Here is a 16,871-nt window from a genome sequence, read left to right on the forward strand (position 1 = left end):
GTTTTAGAATGTAACTTTTAAACCTAAATTATATGATCTTACAAGTGGATATAAACCGTAATCAACTCCTGGTGTAAGATTTCCTCGCTGATTGTAATCTGGCTCCGGATTATAACCTTTGTATTTTGAAAATGTCAATGGATTATCGATTGAAGCATAGAATCTCAAACCACCCAATTTCAATTTATTTACCACCTCATTAGGCAATGTATAGCCTAGCATCACATTTGTCATTCTTAAAAAAGAAGCATCTTGAATATAAAAAGTTGATAAACGAGTACTATTACTTTGAGTACCACCACGCGCTGCACGGTACACTTCACCGTTACCAGGATTGCTTGGAGATCTCCATCGTTGAGCTACATCTGCATATTGATTACCACTACCTTCCATATTGTACAAATAATAATCATATCCATCTAACACATCATTGCCATGTGAACCATTAAAAGAAGTTCTAAAATCAAAATCTTTATAATTTAGGTCTATAGCAAAACCATATGTAAAATCAGGATGTGGATTACCTATGATACGTTTGTCTTCATCATTAACGATACCATTACCGTCAACGTCCTCAAAATATAAATCACCAGGCTGCAACGCAGTCGTCGATGCTGATGATGGGGCAACAGTTTGATAATTTTCTTCAGTAGCTAAACCTAAAACTTTAAATCCATAAAACATTCCGATAGGACTGCCTTCTTGTGTCACGTGTGTGATATACGAACGCTCAGCACCATTAGTAAAGATTGTAGAAGCTCCCCCAAGAGCCAGTACTTTATTTCTATTCACATTTATATTACCACTAAATCCCAAATTGAAATCTGAAGTACGTATTATCCTGGTGTCCAATTGAATATCAAAACCCTTATTTTGAACTTTACTATTTGGAAGATTTGTTAAGATTGTATTTGCGCCAGATATAGCAGAAATTGGTTGATTAAATAATAGATTAGTGGAGCTACTCAAGTAAACATTAGCCATTACATTTACGCTACCATTTAATAATCCGATATCTAATCCAGCATTATATTGAGATGTAGTTTCCCATCCAAGATTTGAATCTTTAAGATCCAATGGATAATAAGCCGTCTCTACTCTATCACCAATAATTACACCAGTCGGACTACTAAAATTTGTGATATTTGCATAATCACCAATATTGTTGTTTCCACTACGTCCCCAGCTTGCTCTTAACTTCACAGTAGAACCTGAACCTAACCAATTATTATAAAAGCTTTCATTTGATACCGTCCATCCAGCAGATACCGATGGGAATACCCCCCATTTATTATTCAAACCAAAGCGTGAAGAAGCATCTGTACGTAATGATGCTGACACGAAATATTTCGAATCATAACTATAATTAACACGTGAGAAATATGACTGTAATGTAGTTACTCTTTTAAAGGCATCTTCTAATACAAAGTTTGAAGGATCTGCTCCTTTATCGGTGATTTCACCTATAGCATCATTTTGAAAACCTCTAGCGCGTACAGCAATATAATCCGTATCTGTCCTTTGTGCAGAATAACCTGCAAGTGCAGATATCGTATGTTTTTCGCTAAACGTTTTGTTATAGTTTAAAATTGCTTCTACCAGCTTGTCAATTTCGCTTCTATTATTAGCATCTGCATAAGCTGCCGATTTCGCATTATCTGAGAACGGTTGATTGTTCCCGTTCGAAATACTTGTAGGCCTATAATAATCATATTTCTGATCATTAGTAGATAAACCACCATTCACACGTAAAGATAAACCATCCAATATCTTAAAATCTGCAAAAGCATTATACAAACCTCGCTTGCCTAATCTTGTATTTTTGATCTTAGAAACATAAGCAAGAGGATTTTCTGGATTTTGAATACCATATTGAGCTGCAGAAAGCGCAGCCATTTCATATTGCGCATAGGTGCCATCCTCATTATAAACAGGTAATGTAGGCGCATATATTAAAGCAGACATAGATGGACTTCTGTCAAAACGGCCAGTAGTCACTTCTTTATTATCATTATATGTAAACGCTACATTAGCTCCTACAGTCAAACGATCACTCACTTTAGAATCAACATTTACACGTATATTAAAAGTCTCTTGACCTGTATTAAGCATTATACCTTGTTGGTTTTGATAGGAACCACTCACATAGTACTTTGTCTTTTCACTACCCCCATAAGCCGACAAATTATGACGTTGAAAGGGTGCATTCCTATACAATGCATCTTGCCAGTCCGTATCATATTTAGCTTTTTTAGCTGTTCCAGTAGTAAAATCATAGTATTCTTCAGGAATAGTAATAGATCCAGCATTACCAACACGAGAAACACGAGATGCATTATCATCAAAACGCATAGCGTCGTCCCAAGCCATGCCTCTTCCTAATACTAAGTCTCTATACGTATTATTACGGCCATCAATTAATAAATCAATAAATTCTTCAGAATTCAGTAAATCAATCTTCTTTGATAATTGTCCAAAACCTCCTAGTAATTCATAATCAATATTATTTTTCCCCTCTTTACCTCTCTTTGTTGTGATAAGGACAACCCCACTAGCTCCTCTTGAACCATAAATCGCAGCAGAAGCAGCATCCTTTAATACATCTATACTTTCTATATCATTAGGATTGATATTCAAATTATTCCCTGCTGGATAACCATCTATTACATATAAAGGATCTGAACCTGCGTTAATTGATCCCATACCACGTACTCTAATTTTTGTACCATCGTAAGGAGCACCGGAAGTTTGCATAACTTGCACACCAGCAATTTTACCAACCATTGCTTGACCTAATTTTGGTGAAGTCAAGTTCAATTCATCAGCCTTTACACTTGAAATCGCACCTGTCACATCAGACTTTCTTACTTGTTGGTATCCTATAGAAACATAGACTTCTTCAATTTCTTTACCATCACTATTCAATATAATCTCTGGTCTCAACTGATTATCTACTTTATAAGACAATGTTGCATAACCAATATATGAAACTGAGAGTAAGTCTCCTTTTATAGCCTCAATACTGAAATCACCTATCGAATTTGTTTGCGATGATACTTTTGTTCTTTGATTAATAACTGTAGCACCAACCAAAGGCTCGCCGTCTTTCCCTAAAACCTTTCCTTGCAATAGTTCTTGGTTAATTAACATATTCTCCGAAAAAGAAAATGTTTCGGCATGTACAGAAATCGAGGTCGTTGATAAAGCCATCAGTACCCACAATAATTTGTTCGATTTGATTTTCATATAAAATGTTATCCAGTTAATTTGCCAGCAAAACTAGCCATCAAATGTTAATACAATATTTGCCTCACATTAACTTATCTTCATCTACAAACATCAAAACCAGGAATTTCACCCTAAATATTAATTAATATTATATTGATTATTACCAAATTGTTAATTTTACAGGATAAGGTGTTATTAACGAAATCGAACTATGCATTTGCCAATAAATCAAAATGATGAAATGAAAATCTATCTCGTATAATCCGTTCTACATTGTAATCCGTTTAATCCAATCAGTAAAAGCTCAAACTTTGACTAAACAAGTTGAAGTAGTTTTAGTTCCTTCTGCTGATGATGGACAACCTTCTCCAGGAGCTTCCTCCACTTTTTATCAGATGAATATTTTACCACACCTATACACTATTTCAAAATAGGATATGGATATCTAGCAAAAAAAATAATAGGTTTTACACATAATTGAAGTGACTGGTTGTAAAGGAAGTGGTGCCTTAAAAATGAAAAAAACATACCTAGGAATTTATTATCAAAACAAACCTATTCATAAACAAAGTGAATACGTTGGTCCATGATTTTATAAATAGAGTTAGCAGAACAAATCAGCAATTCTTTTAGTAAGTACTAAGATTTGGGGGTATACGAATACAAATTTCCACTAGGAAAGAAATGGATTTATTCTTGGTTATAACGATGTGCTAAACAACGCTGTTGTTAGCAATACATATACAATAAATCAAAAATAATTATAGGAACTAAAAGCGCTAAGACAATATATAATGTAGGTATTCTCACCGTATATTAGGGTACAGAATTTGACAGCAAGAATAATCAAAAGATTAATAACAAGTTATAAGGTATTAAAATTGATCTAACTAAAAACACACAAAATATTCGAATATAGTTTTCGGCTTTAAGCGAACAAGATGCTTTTCAAAATTTATCAAAAAACAAAAACTCATCCTATAAAACCTTAAATTCTTAAGCAGAACAATATTGGTAAAATGAATTAGGAAAAATCACTATTGATAGTCTACTTTATGCTACTTAATTACTCTTGTAGCTTTCTTTTTTCTTCAATCAATTTAGAATATCAAATGTCCAATTTAGTTTGAAAACATACACAATGTAGATTATCAGCAAAAAATTGGACAGGTAGCCATAAAATCTTTAGGAAACTTTACGGAGACTAATACCGACTAGCATATTGTTTCTTCAAGATAGATAATTTACGCTAAACGGTCTACTATTTTTAGTAGCACTCCAATTATTTGGCGTAAATAAAATGTTAGCACAATGAACTTTAATGGGATATTTTTTCAATTAAATCTTTACGTGAAGGTGTCCATGATGTAAGTATGATACCATCTTCATTCCCTATACACTTGAGATTATGCTGAACATTTGGTGCAACATATATTACATCACCAAGATTAATAATTGCTTTTGAAGCACCTTCTGTAGCTTCAAAAACCCCTTTTACAACATAGTTATTTTCTTCATTTACGTGCTGGTGTAATGCTGCTACTGCACCTACTGGAAAATGTAATTCTGCAACAGTTAAAGAGTCACTGTTGCTCAGTATTTTGATGGTCACATCTCCAAATTTAATTGAGCCTAATCCTGTCATAATTATGTTTTTTATAGTTAATTTTCATTTTATTAAACATAACAAAAGACTTAATTGTTTTTTTAAAGCAAAGAATTATGCCACCTATTAATCATGATACGAATTAGAACCCTTTATACCTATATAAAAAAACATTTTCTGAAACTTATCAATACTAATAATAATAGCGCTACATGTTCAATTTAGGTTGATGACGTACTAGAAGTATTATATTCTTCGTGCTGTAGTAACAATCAAAAAGAAAAACAAAATGGCTATAATCTTTGTTATAATAGGGAATATTTCGAAAAACAATAAACGTGAAAAACATACAACCTAACTGCTTTAAAGTTATTAAAAAGTACTTTCCCATATTTACAGCATCATTACTTACTTTACTACTTGTTTTACCCTACAACCTCCTATTTTCACAAGTTCACATGAATAAGGATTCCGTAGATAACATTATTGAATCCTCCCCAGCCTTTACAATATTTAAGGACAACTATTTCATTGTTGGAGTTCCTATGAACCAAAAGCCGGATGCATATAATTCAGATGCTAAATTTCAATTCAGTTTTAAATACCGAATAAACAATGAAGCATTACCTGGCGAAATCTATTCTTATTTTACCTATACTCAAAAATCATTTTGGGATATTTTTCGTAATTCAAGCCCATTTGCTGAAACAAACTACAACCCAGGTCTTTTATTGATAAAACCTATTTACAGCAAGGGTGAGTTTTCTAAATTGCTCATGTTTTCTATAGAACATGAATCTAATGGGAGAGACAGTACATTCTCCCGCAGTTGGAATTTTGTTTCTATAAGGTACGCACAGATCTTTTCTAAAAACCTACACGCCTCACTCAAACTATGGGCTCCTATCGGTATCTCTGACAATCCAGACATTACCAAGTACATCGGATATGGCGAAATACAAATGTCCTGGATGATTATAAAGAATAAATTATTTGCAGATGCTTCCGCTCGAATGGGTAAAAACTTTGATAGAGGGAGCTTTCTAACTGAAATCAGTTGGAAACCATTCGCAAAGACGAACCAATATTTTACATTACAGTGGTGGCAAGGTACCGCAGAAAATCTTTTAGATTATAAGAAAAACATAAGTATGATTAGGCTTGGAGTGATTCTAAAACCAAATTTCATGCGTTTCTATTGATAAAAAAACAGCATGGTAGACATGCCTGTTATTGAATTAGCTTCAATATATTAAATTTCTAAAATAGTTTGTTAGGAATATGAATAAATAGGCCTGCACAGCAATATAGGTGCAAAATTTAAGGTGATAACTAATTCAAAACATTCACATGAAATAATGGACAATGTATTAGATCGTACCTTTAGGCTCTCAAAAAAATCACAAGTTTGGGTATCTGATATTACTTACATCTATACCAAAGAAGGCTTTATTTACCTAACTACCCTGCTAGCCTTATAAGACAATAAATGTATTGGCTGAAGTATTAGCGATGGTAATAAAACTGAATAAACTTCATTGGCAGCGTGGAAAATGGCAACAAATTGATTTCCAAAGAGCAGATGAGGGGTGAATTATTCGAATATATTGAAATCTGATATAATCAAGAACGTCAACATTCTACAGTAGGAAATCTTACAAGTAAACAAGAAAGGACAGTATATTAAAAAATTACTTAACCCATACTGCTGATTTTATGTACATGTGCGGGAATATATTATGCAGTTAATAGCAAAATGTTAAAAAAAGATAATAATAATCCATGCACAATTAATTTTACTTAAGTTTAAATATAATTTAAAAAATATGAAGTGTCCGAACTGTAATGAAACCCTATTAATGACGGTACGTCAAAATGTTGAAATCGATTATTGTCCTACATGCAGAGGAATTTGGTTGGATAAAGGCGAATTAGATAAGTTATTGGAGTATTCCGTTCAAAATACAGAGGGGAATAATTTTAGAAAACAAACCTTTGATAACGAGCGAGTACCTTATCAAGAAGGTTACGAAAGAAACGATAAATATTCAGACAGAAATTCATATCCACAACAACATGGACGAAAAAAGAAATCTTTTTTGTCTGATTTATTCGATTTTGACTAAACATAAATTTTGCTACAATACGAACGTGAAAAGAAATTGATAACCATATTGTACCAAGCAAATTTACGTATGGAGGAATAAATAATAAAATATTCTAACAAAAGGTCATTTATGGCCATTTCAATTGGAAACGCATCTAATTATTCGATATATATAATTAGATGAAATAAACTAAGATATCCGAACACTGATAAACTCCCCAGTTTGGATAGCAGATAATATAGTAAGATAGAAATTGTAAAAAGGAACTTACAAAGGCTATACAGGATAGCCTTTGTAACTTCACGACCAAAGTATAACTTAAAGTTTAATCTCTTCAACACCTCGCATCAGATATTTTTTTAAACTACTCACTAACATTTTTTAGGTTGTACATATTAAAAAAATACTCAAAACGATTTCAATTCTTTAAGTCCACTTCAAATTAGATCTACTACAAATTTTCATTCTGTTTATCAGATTCGCCAACCATGCTTCTTACAATCCCAGGATTACTATTTTTCTTTTTCATTTTTAGATTTAAAAATTCTACCATGATAGAGAATCCCATAGCAAAATAAATATACCCTTTAGAAATATGTTGATCGAATCCTTCTGCTAGTAAAGAAACACCGATAAGCAATAAAAAAGATAAAGCTAGCATTTTTACTGTTGGGTGATCGTTTACAAATTTAGAAACAGTTGAGGCGGACAACATCATTACAGCAACAGCGATAATAACCGCCGCAATCATAACTTCTATTTGATCAGCCATTCCAACAGCTGTAATTACTGAATCTAAAGAAAAAACAATGTCTAAAATTAATATTTGAATAATTGTACTAGCAAAAGAGTGAACTTTAACTTTCCCTCCTTCCTCTACAACACCTTCAATTTTATGATGAATTTCTACAGTTGATTTATAAATTAAAAATAATCCCCCAACCAGTAAGATTAAATCGCGTCCAGAAATAGCTAATTTATCCAACCATTCTATGTCATTTACACCAATTAAAGCCCCTATATTGAATAGAGGGTTTGTTAAACTCATTACCCAGCTTAATGAAAATAAAAGTAAAACACGTGTAAACATGGCTAAAAACAAACCAAGCTGCTGAGCTTTCTTTTGTTGGTGAGCCGGCAGTTTACCTGCTAAAATAGAGATAAATACAATATTATCTATTCCTAAAACAATTTCTAACATTGTTAAAGTAAATAATGCAATAAGTGCATCTGCTTGTAAAAAAACACTAAAATCCATAATAAATGTATGTAATAGTAAATGGTAACCTTTTGGTTAAAAAATAATTTGTAAATCTAAGTATATCTTTTTTTATAACCATCTATGTCTAACAAAAAATTTAACTATCCCTATAATACAGGAAAAATTTAAACAGGTATAACCTTTTTTGAAAATAACCTTATAAAATAAATGGAAATTTATACTTTTGCGGAAATTGCATTAACCTAAGCCTAGAAATACCACGTTAAAGCTAAGCTTATAAGCAACCCAGTTTCCTATATAAATAAAAAGAAATTAATATATATAAATCATTATACCTATGCCTAATTTTACTAAAAAAGGTTTATTAATAATAGCTGTTATACTCTTGTGCATTCATGTGCAGGCAGCAACCAGCAAGGTCTTTAAATTAGAGCACTATGGTGTGCTTCCTAATACTGGTGCAAATATGAGCGCGCTGGTGAATAAAGCCATACAACAGATCATGGCAGAAGCCGGCAATAACAACTCAGTGGTGATACGCTTTAAAAAGGGGCGTTACGACTTCTATCCGGAGGGAGCGGTACAGCGGGAATATTATATTTCTAATCATGACCAAGACAATCCCAAAACTGTCGGTATATCCTTAGAGCAGTACGAGAATATGATTATCGACGGTCAGGATGCAGACTTTATCTTCCATGGACGTATGCTGCCTATAGCATTAGTTGACAATAAAAACGTTTCTTTAAAGAATATCCATATCGATTTCGAGCAACCGCAAATCTGTCAAGTAGAGATTTTAGAAAATGACCTAGCGTCAGGGACGATAACATATAAAACGGCACCTTGGGTAACGTACAGCATCAAGGATAGCATTTTTTATAACACGGGACATCAATGGAAAATGCACCCTACTGCAGGTATTGTTTTTGAAAAAGACAGTAAACATATTGTCTATAATACCAGTGATATTGCTGTAGGCACAAAAAAAGTCATTGAAATAGCTCCTGGCGTCATTAAAGCCCTTAATTGGAAAAATGACAAATTAAAACCTGGTATGGTCGTAGCGATGCGCTCTTGGCAGCGACCTAATCCTGGGATATTCGTGCACAAGGGGCTGAACATCAGCTTGAGCAACATTACCGTTCATTATTCAGAAGGTATGGGTTTATTAGCTCAACTGACAGAAAACATATATTTGGATCAGTTTAATGTGGCTTTTCGCGGAAAGAATGACCCTCGTTATTTCACAGCACAAGCGGATGCCACGCATTTTTCAAGTTGCAAAGGAGTTATTATCGCTAAAAATGGCCTTTATGAAAATATGATGGATGATGCTATTAATATCCATGGCACCTACTTGAAGGTATTGAAAAAAATTGATAAGAATACAATTATAGCGCGCTATATGCATGGACAAGCCTATGGCTTCGACTGGGGCTATATGGATGATTCGGTACAGTTTATACAGTCTAAAACTATGGAACTTTACGAAGGCAAAAATAGCATTGCTTCAATTGAGGTACTACGTAAGGAGGCTAACGATCCTATACGCGAGTTTAAAATTGTTTTCACACAAACCTTAAGTGACGAAATAGATCCTACAGTACTCGATCTGGGTATAGAAAACCTTACATGGACACCAAAAGTAGAATTTACACATAATATCGTCCGTAACAATAGAGCACGTGGCGCTTTATTCAGTACGCCGCAACGAACTATTGTCAGCAATAACCTATTTGATCATACCTCGGGCACGGCAATTTTATTATGTGGTGATGCAAACGGATGGTACGAAACAGGCTCAACTCGGGATATCTTGATTCGCAAAAATACCTTTATCAATGCATTGACAAGTAATTTTCAATTTACCAATGCAGTGATATCGATATACCCTGAAATTCCTGATTTGAAAAACCAAAAGAAATATTTCCACAGTAATATAAAAATAGAAAATAATACCTTCGAGACCTTTGACAAGCCTCTGCTGTATGCAAAATCTGTGGATGGTATCACGTTCATCAAGAATAAGATCGTGACCAACAAAGATTTCCCTGCTTTTCACTGGAATAAAAAAGAAATATTATTCGATCGCGTTATTCATGCTACTTTAAAAGACAATACTATAGACGGTAAGCCACTTATCTACCCGAGCAACTAATATAGAGCACGGTTTAGGCATTGAAAGATGTAACCCCGAATCGCCTCTATCTTGTCATTCGAAAGCATAAATACGGATAGTAGCTCCACGAAAACAATGAAAGCTGTCTAAATTGTTTAGACAGCTTTCTTATGGATTATTATGACGGCTAGTAGCCGGTTTTTGATACTTTAAAAGATTTAGGGGTAAGGTTTATCGCTGCCTGAGGAATAAGCATGAATTATTAAAATTTTTGGTTATAGTATATACATTTATGAATATAGGTTAAACTAATTCCAATATTATAGGCGAAATTACAAGCACAAAGGCTACACTTAAATAAGTTTAGCCTTTGTGCTTAAATGGTATTATGATGTAGAATATTATTGGTTTTAAGTTATTAAAACTAACTCTCTCTACCTTTATTGAAAATCTTATACAGTATAAATGGAAACACAATAGTAGCTATAAAACTACATATTAGAATCACAATATAACTTCTACCTTCGCTTGCAGACATTGAAGATGGTATAGAGAAGGCTGCATATAGGGCTAATAAAGACATTATTAAACCAGCTCCACCAAAGAAAACTTTACCAATTAGTCCTCCAGGAACTGCATAATCTCTTGGTGCATCTTTATGACGAAATACAACCACAAAATAAGCAACAAAGAATAACACATAAGCACTTAAGTAAATAACAACAGTAAGTGAGATAGCAGTTTGGAAAGACATATTAGCTCCCGAACTACCAGAACCAAAAGTTAAAACTGCTGCCCAAATAGTTACAATTATTCCTTGAATTAGTAATATAAAGGTAGGAACACCTTTACTGTTTTTCTTTGCAAAACGAGCTGGCAGATATCCTTGTTCAGCTACATATTGAAGACCTGAAGTTGGTCCCACTACCCAAGAAGAAACTTGTCCAAAAATTCCAAAACAAATTAATACGCCAATTACAATTACCGGCCAAGAATTTTTTCCGGGTGAAATTAATACGCGAAAAGCATCAATCAAACCCTCATTAGAAGATATATTTCCTTCTATCACCATAGCAACGATACTACCCCCTAAAGTACATAATATAACTCCAACTAAAACTAATCCCATCATAATTAACGGATAACTGCGTTTAAAGTTATTTAAACCAACAGCTTTAGGTGCAGAAGCTTCTACTCCCATATAGGTTAATACGAAGGCTGTCATTGCAGCAAGGTTACCTTCTTTTGGAAAGAAATCAACACCTGTAAAATTCGTTGAGACAGTATGGCCATTACTAAAGTAATAAATCGCTAAAACAGCTAAAGCTAATACGGGCAGGACAATACCCAAAGAAAAGGCATATTTAGCAATTTTTGCGGTAAAAGAAGTTCCCCTAAATTGTAATAATGTAGTAATCCAAAAAAGCACTAGTACTACACTGAACTTTATCCAAGGTACCTCGTTGAGCTGTGGAATATCCAATACAGAAGCAAAAACACCAATAATAAAGTAAAACATTGTTACGAAACCAACTGTAATTTGGAACCATTGAAAAAATAATGCAGCAAATCCCATAGACGTTCCTAAAGGCTTACCTACCCATGAAAATATACCACCATCGGAATAACCTTTAACAGTTGCTAATTCGGCTGCACACAATGCTACAGGTAAAAACCATAAAGCACCACATAATATTAAATAAAAAATTAGTGTTTGCCCGCTCTGTGCAAAAGTCGGATATTCATAAACAGTTAAAAATAAAGAAGCTGTCATCGCAAAGAATGCGAACTTACTCATTGACCCAGGCCCTGTTAAAGGTTTACTAGTTTCTGCCGTCCTAGTTGTGCTACTTGAATTATCTGGTTGTCCCATAACGCATAGTTATAATTAATAAATCAAAAATTAAATTAAGTATCATCTTTTGAGATTATCTTCTCCTAATATTAATAACCCAAAATATCCAATTTAGTTTGATGATTTACAATTAAACCTAGCATTATACAAGACTAGTAGTTTCCCCTGCAGATAGGATTTCTAACTTCAGTGCTAAAGTCCATTTTCTGTACTTCATAATATCAATTGTATTAATTTGAAATTTAATATATCACTCCGAACTCTTAGAGGGCTAAGATACTAGCCTATTGCGAACAACACATTTACTTTTGTATAATTTATTTTATAAAACTTTTAACGTATAAAAATGTTCTATAGAAAACATTTTATACAAATATGAAAAATAAAGAACCAATTCGCGGCAGCCAAGGGGCGGATATTATCGGCCCTCGTAACTTTGAAGTTGAGAACCAAAATCCAGATATCCTTTTACCCCCTGAAACAGATCATGGTGGAATTCCCAATTTAAAATTCCCATTTGCCATGGCACACAACCGTTTAGAAGATGGTGGATGGGCTCGTGAAGTAACCCAAAGAGAATTGGGTAGCTTGAAAGAGATGGCTATTGTAAATATGCGTTTACCTGCTGGCGTTACTCGTGAGCTTCATTGGCATAAAGAAGGCGAATGGGCTTATGTTCTTAAAGGAAAAGTTAGATTCTATTTAATAGACGATCAACGGAATACATTAATTGAAGATCTAGAAGAAGGAGATCTTTGGTATGCTCCTCCGGGATTTCCACATGCCATTCAAGGTCTAGAAGAAGGTACTGAGTTTGTACTTGTTTTTAGTGATGGTAACTTCTCAGAAAATCAAACCCTCTTAGTAACAGAGTTATTTGCTCATACGCCTAAAGAGGTATTAGCGAAAAACTTTGGCGTTCCAGAAAGTGCATTTGATGGTATTCCAGCAAGTGAAAAATATATCTTCCGTCTTCCTGTTCCCGGACCTATTGAAGAAGTACGTAAAGAGCTTGGTGCTGTTAATTTTACGGATAAATATGTTTTCAAAGCATCAAAGCATCCAAAAAATATATTTGAAGGTGGGGCAACACAATTAATTGACAAGCGCACTTTTGAAGCTACAGATCTTGCTACGCTTATTATAGATTTAGAACCTGGAGGGATGCGCGAAATACATTGGCACCCAGATGCTGATGAGATTCAATATTATATTAGTGGACAAGCACGAATGACGGTTTTTGATGCGGTGAATAATGCCAGAACTTTCGATTTCGTAGCCGGTGATGTAGGTTATGTTCCAAGAACCTTAACACACTACATTGAAAATACAGGTACAGAACCAGTACGTGTTCTTAACGTCTTCCATAAAGGTCTTTATAGTGATGTATCACTTAACAACTGGTTAGCTCTAACCCCAAAAAGTCTTGTAACTGGACATTTAGATATTGAAGAGCCATTTATTGACTCTTTACGTCAAAAATATCAAACAATCGTTAAAGGATAATCTATTTTTTCATCACATAAAAATTAGCTAAGGGACTTATTAACAATGTATATCATCTCTTAATAAGTCTCTTAGCTAAAAAAATATAAAAGGCTACATATGGAAAGTTTTATGTCGAAAATGCTTTTTGCTGATCTTATACCCATTTTAGTGATTATGGCTATTGCGTATATCAGTGGCAAAAAGAATGTTTTTCAAGAAGGTCAATCTCAAGTTTTAAACAAACTAGTCTTAGATTACGCTTTACCAGCAGCATTGTTTATTTCAATCGTTAAAGCTGATAGAGAAATGCTATTTGAAAATGCAACCCTAAGCATTATATCTCTTGTGGGGCTAGTATCCCTATTTATGCTTTCTTATTATACTGTACAATGGTTTTTTAAGCGCTCGAAAGCTGAGGGTGCCGTATGTGCTCTTGTCGCTGGATCTCCTACGATAGGTTTTCTCGGCTATGCCATTCTTGATCCACTTTTTGGAACAGGTATTGAAACAGGGTTAGTGGTTGCAATTGTTGCAATTGTCGTAAATGCTGTAACTATTCCGATTGGATTATACTTATTGAATGCAGGAAAAAGTAGTACGGATCCAAATGCTAAAAGCCAAGGAAATGCACTCCTTTCTTCTTTAAAACAGCCTGTTGTTTGGGCTCCTATCCTTGCTGTATTGTTTGTTCTTATCGGAATTAAAGTACCTACTCAACTTGATCCTACGTTTAAATTACTTGCACAAGCAAACTCAAGTGTTGCTGTATTTGCAGCAGGACTTACACTAGCTGCTTACAAGTTTGAGCTTGATTGGGAGATTGCTTATAATACATTCTTCAAACTGATTTTAATGCCGGGTATATTTTTAGCAGCAGGATTATTCTTCAATCTCAGTAGTTTAACATTACAGATGCTTGTGTTAGGTGTTGCACTACCTCCTGCATTCTCTGGTGTGATCATTTCAGGACAATATAACGTGTATACACGGCAAGCGACATCAAGCCTTGCAGTAAGTGTAATAGGTTTTATCATAGCAGCACCAGCTTGGGTATATTTAGCCAAAACACTTAGTCATTGACACGATATCCATTATGATACATAAATTATATATTGCATTGTATAGCCGATATCATACTAAGTGAAGAAATTAAAAAAATACAATCAAAGGCTATTTTATATAGCCTTTGTTATTTTGCAACCAAAAGAAAATTCCAAAAACAGCAAATCACTATTTCACCTTTTGAGTTTAGAACACTATAAATAAACAGATCAAAACTACATTTTTAAGGGTAGCGATTTTTAAGGTAGATTACACCTTTACCTAACATGATGGCAAACAGATATGTCAGGTAAAAAAAACAAGCACAAAACATTAAAACGTATAAATCGTTATATAATATAAGATGTAATTGAAATTAGCGCTATTAGCGTATCAATCTGTGCTGTTATTTAGGATATATACTAGCTAGTATAAAGGGTAGCTACCTAGTCCAAATCTTAAGCATATATTAGTAAATAGAGGTCAATTTAATAGTATTAATCAAAATATAAACACTATGCTACAAGCAACACAACGAGTAATACACAAATTCTTCAGTAATAGTATACATATGTTTATTATTGAGGTAGTAAAAGAAAACGTAGAAGATCCTGATAAAGCAGTATACAAATGCAGGTACTATTTCAATGGCATCTTCCATACAGATGATTTTCTAGGAATTGAACTAGAGGCTATCGATTAAACTTTCAACATCTGCTATAAAGCATATAAATAATACTTAAGGAGTAAGCTATTATTTATATGCCCTTCAAGCTATTTTGATTACTCCATTATAATCAATGCTCTTCGTCATGTAAATGCTGTGGTTCTTTAGGCATAGTCATACTTACAAATAAGCATATTACAAGCATTACTATTACGTAAATGAAAAATAAATTTTCCTGATTTATATCTTTAAACTTCAAGGCCATAGCAGGTGCTGTTCCTCCAAATATAGCATTACCAATAGCGTAAGAAACACCTACCCCTAGTACCCTAACTTCTTTAGGAAACATCTCGGCTTTTACAATTCCACCTATGGCAGTATAAAAGCTTAAAGTAATCATCATAATACTTAGCAATACAAAAATGATATAGGGATTGTCACCATAGGTCTTCATCCCAATCCCCATTACAGGGTATATAAGGAGTGCTGTAAAAATACTAAAATAGATCATAGATTTACGATTTCCCCACCTATCACCTAAAGCTCCAAAAATAGGCTGAACAATCATAAATACAAAAAGACATGCTGTCGTAACTAGCCCAACAGCTTGGGTATCTAATCCTTGTGAAATATAGGTTCTAGAATATACCGTAATGGTATAAAATGATAAAGAACCTGCACTTGTAAATCCGATTACCGTAAAAAATGCACGCGTATGCTTTCGAATTAATGATATTATATTTCCACTGTCTTTACTGTCACGACTCGCTACACTTGATGTTTCGTGGAGATGACTTCTCAGAAATAACGACAAAAGAGCTACCACACCGCCAATAGCAAATGGAATTCTCCAACCACCATCATATAATTGCTGAGCGCTCATAAAACTAATCATAATAACCCCCATAAGACTTGCCAACAGATGTCCTCCTGATAAGGTGACATATTGAAAGGAAGAGAAAAACCCTTTTCTTCCTTTGAGGGCGACCTCACTCATATAGGTTGCTACAGCGCCATACTCTCCGCCCACAGAAAGTCCCTGTAATAATCGGACAACCAATAATAATAGTGGTGCCATTACCCCTACGGATTCGTATGTAGGTAAGAGCGCAAACAAAAAAGAGCTAAAGCTCATTAATATAATGGACATAATCATGGATTTCTTGCGTCCATATTTATCTCCTATGTATCCAAAAAGCCAACTACCTAGCGGTCGAGTAAAAAAACTTGCGGCAAATATTCCCCATACATAAATTGATTTGGCGCCTGCATCCAGATCGCTAGGAATAAGAGCATCTCTAAAATATGCTACAAATACAGCATAAATGTAAAAATCAAACCATTCAACTAAATTTCCAGAGGCCGCGCCAATAATACTCTTTATAGCTCTTCTAGATTTCCCCTTTTTTGTTTCTTCATGCATATATATACAATTTAATAAGATAATATCTTTAAAGTTAAAAATATTAATCGTAATAATAAACAAAAATATATGATGCTTTAAAATTGAGATAACCAAATTATTCTTTGGCCA

At 33.9% G+C, this 16,871-nt stretch carries 12 protein-coding genes; 7 read left to right on the forward strand and 5 right to left on the reverse strand.

Translation table 11 applies throughout. The features are described from left to right. Window positions 1-3: 3 nt before the first annotated feature. On the reverse strand, window positions 4-3,246 hold the full coding sequence (locus tag IP023_RS12785; RefSeq protein ID WP_241790783.1) for a SusC/RagA family TonB-linked outer membrane protein: 3,243 nt from the start codon (window positions 3,244-3,246) through the stop codon (window positions 4-6). Between the two features lie 293 nt (window positions 3,247-3,539). On the opposite strand from IP023_RS12785, the gene IP023_RS15840 reads away from it, so the two are divergent. Beyond that, window positions 3,540-3,662, forward strand: coding sequence for a hypothetical protein (locus tag IP023_RS15840; protein WP_262914415.1), 123 nt, complete (start codon window positions 3,540-3,542; stop codon window positions 3,660-3,662). Between the two features lie 884 nt (window positions 3,663-4,546). Here the strand turns inward: IP023_RS15840 and IP023_RS12790 are convergent. Next, on the reverse strand, window positions 4,547-4,873 hold the full coding sequence (locus IP023_RS12790; protein WP_241790784.1) for a cupin domain-containing protein: 327 nt from the start codon (window positions 4,871-4,873) through the stop codon (window positions 4,547-4,549). Window positions 4,874-5,292: 419 nt separating this feature from the next. On the opposite strand from IP023_RS12790, the gene IP023_RS12795 reads away from it, so the two are divergent. Beyond that, the gene (locus tag IP023_RS12795) at window positions 5,293-6,036 is read left to right on the forward strand and encodes a phospholipase A (protein ID WP_241790785.1); all 744 of its coding nucleotides are present in this window, start codon (window positions 5,293-5,295) and stop codon (window positions 6,034-6,036) included. A gap of 624 nt (window positions 6,037-6,660) precedes the next feature. Further along, window positions 6,661-6,960, forward strand: coding sequence for a TFIIB-type zinc ribbon-containing protein (locus IP023_RS12800; RefSeq protein WP_241790786.1), 300 nt, complete (start codon window positions 6,661-6,663; stop codon window positions 6,958-6,960). Between the two features lie 433 nt (window positions 6,961-7,393). Here the strand turns inward: IP023_RS12800 and IP023_RS12805 are convergent, their stop codons facing one another. Beyond that, the gene (locus IP023_RS12805) at window positions 7,394-8,200 is read right to left on the reverse strand and encodes a TerC family protein (RefSeq protein ID WP_241790787.1); all 807 of its coding nucleotides are present in this window, start codon (window positions 8,198-8,200) and stop codon (window positions 7,394-7,396) included. A 301-nt stretch (window positions 8,201-8,501) separates the two neighbouring features. Between IP023_RS12805 and IP023_RS12810 the strand changes: the two genes are divergently transcribed. Then, entirely contained in the window at window positions 8,502-10,325 is a 1,824-nt protein-coding gene (locus IP023_RS12810; RefSeq protein WP_241790788.1) for an alpha-1,3-galactosidase-related protein, read from the forward strand. Window positions 10,326-10,710: 385 nt separating this feature from the next. Here the strand turns inward: IP023_RS12810 and IP023_RS12815 are convergent, their stop codons facing one another. After that, entirely contained in the window at window positions 10,711-12,159 is a 1,449-nt protein-coding gene (locus IP023_RS12815; RefSeq protein ID WP_241790789.1) for an amino acid permease, read from the reverse strand. Window positions 12,160-12,516: 357 nt separating this feature from the next. Here IP023_RS12815 and IP023_RS12820 point away from each other — a divergent pair, with 357 nt between their 5' ends. The 3 genes from IP023_RS12820 to IP023_RS12830 all read left to right on the forward strand — a co-directional run bounded on the left by IP023_RS12820 (window position 12,517) and on the right by IP023_RS12830 (window position 15,373). Next, window positions 12,517-13,647, forward strand: a complete 1,131-nt coding sequence (locus IP023_RS12820) for a cupin domain-containing protein (RefSeq protein WP_241790790.1) — start codon at window positions 12,517-12,519, stop codon at window positions 13,645-13,647. 99 nt (window positions 13,648-13,746) lie between these two features. Beyond that, on the forward strand, window positions 13,747-14,709 hold the full coding sequence (gene yfdV, locus IP023_RS12825; RefSeq protein WP_241790791.1) for a transporter YfdV: 963 nt from the start codon (window positions 13,747-13,749) through the stop codon (window positions 14,707-14,709). 478 nt (window positions 14,710-15,187) lie between these two features. Next, entirely contained in the window at window positions 15,188-15,373 is a 186-nt protein-coding gene (locus IP023_RS12830; RefSeq protein ID WP_241790792.1) for a hypothetical protein, read from the forward strand. A gap of 94 nt (window positions 15,374-15,467) precedes the next feature. Here the strand turns inward: IP023_RS12830 and IP023_RS12835 are convergent, their stop codons facing one another. Further along, a complete protein-coding gene (locus IP023_RS12835) occupies window positions 15,468-16,760 on the reverse strand; it encodes an MFS transporter (protein ID WP_241790793.1) in 1,293 nt (430 codons plus the stop codon). Between the last annotated feature and the right edge of the window lie 111 nt (window positions 16,761-16,871).

Origin of the sequence: Sphingobacterium rhinopitheci (assembly GCF_022627575.1) — a bacterium.
GTDB lineage: Bacteria > Bacteroidota > Bacteroidia > Sphingobacteriales > Sphingobacteriaceae > Sphingobacterium > Sphingobacterium rhinopitheci.

What these genes read in the sequence shown, in the direction of transcription:
- yfdV (WP_241790791.1), top strand. Translation starts at nt 13,747, where the DNA reads ATGGAAAGTTTTATGTCGAAAATGCTTTTTGCTGATCTTATACCCATT.
- IP023_RS12830 (WP_241790792.1), top strand. Translation starts at nt 15,188, where the DNA reads ATGCTACAAGCAACACAACGAGTAATACACAAATTCTTCAGTAATAGT.
- IP023_RS12810 (WP_241790788.1), top strand. Translation starts at nt 8,502, where the DNA reads ATGCCTAATTTTACTAAAAAAGGTTTATTAATAATAGCTGTTATACTC.
- IP023_RS12800 (WP_241790786.1), top strand. Translation starts at nt 6,661, where the DNA reads ATGAAGTGTCCGAACTGTAATGAAACCCTATTAATGACGGTACGTCAA.
- IP023_RS12835 (WP_241790793.1), bottom strand. Translation starts at nt 16,760, where the DNA reads ATGCATGAAGAAACAAAAAAGGGGAAATCTAGAAGAGCTATAAAGAGT.
- IP023_RS12815 (WP_241790789.1), bottom strand. Translation starts at nt 12,159, where the DNA reads ATGGGACAACCAGATAATTCAAGTAGCACAACTAGGACGGCAGAAACT.
- IP023_RS12820 (WP_241790790.1), top strand. Translation starts at nt 12,517, where the DNA reads ATGAAAAATAAAGAACCAATTCGCGGCAGCCAAGGGGCGGATATTATC.
- IP023_RS12785 (WP_241790783.1), bottom strand. Translation starts at nt 3,246, where the DNA reads ATGAAAATCAAATCGAACAAATTATTGTGGGTACTGATGGCTTTATCA.
- IP023_RS12795 (WP_241790785.1), top strand. Translation starts at nt 5,293, where the DNA reads ATGAATAAGGATTCCGTAGATAACATTATTGAATCCTCCCCAGCCTTT.
- IP023_RS12805 (WP_241790787.1), bottom strand. Translation starts at nt 8,200, where the DNA reads ATGGATTTTAGTGTTTTTTTACAAGCAGATGCACTTATTGCATTATTT.
- IP023_RS12790 (WP_241790784.1), bottom strand. Translation starts at nt 4,873, where the DNA reads ATGACAGGATTAGGCTCAATTAAATTTGGAGATGTGACCATCAAAATA.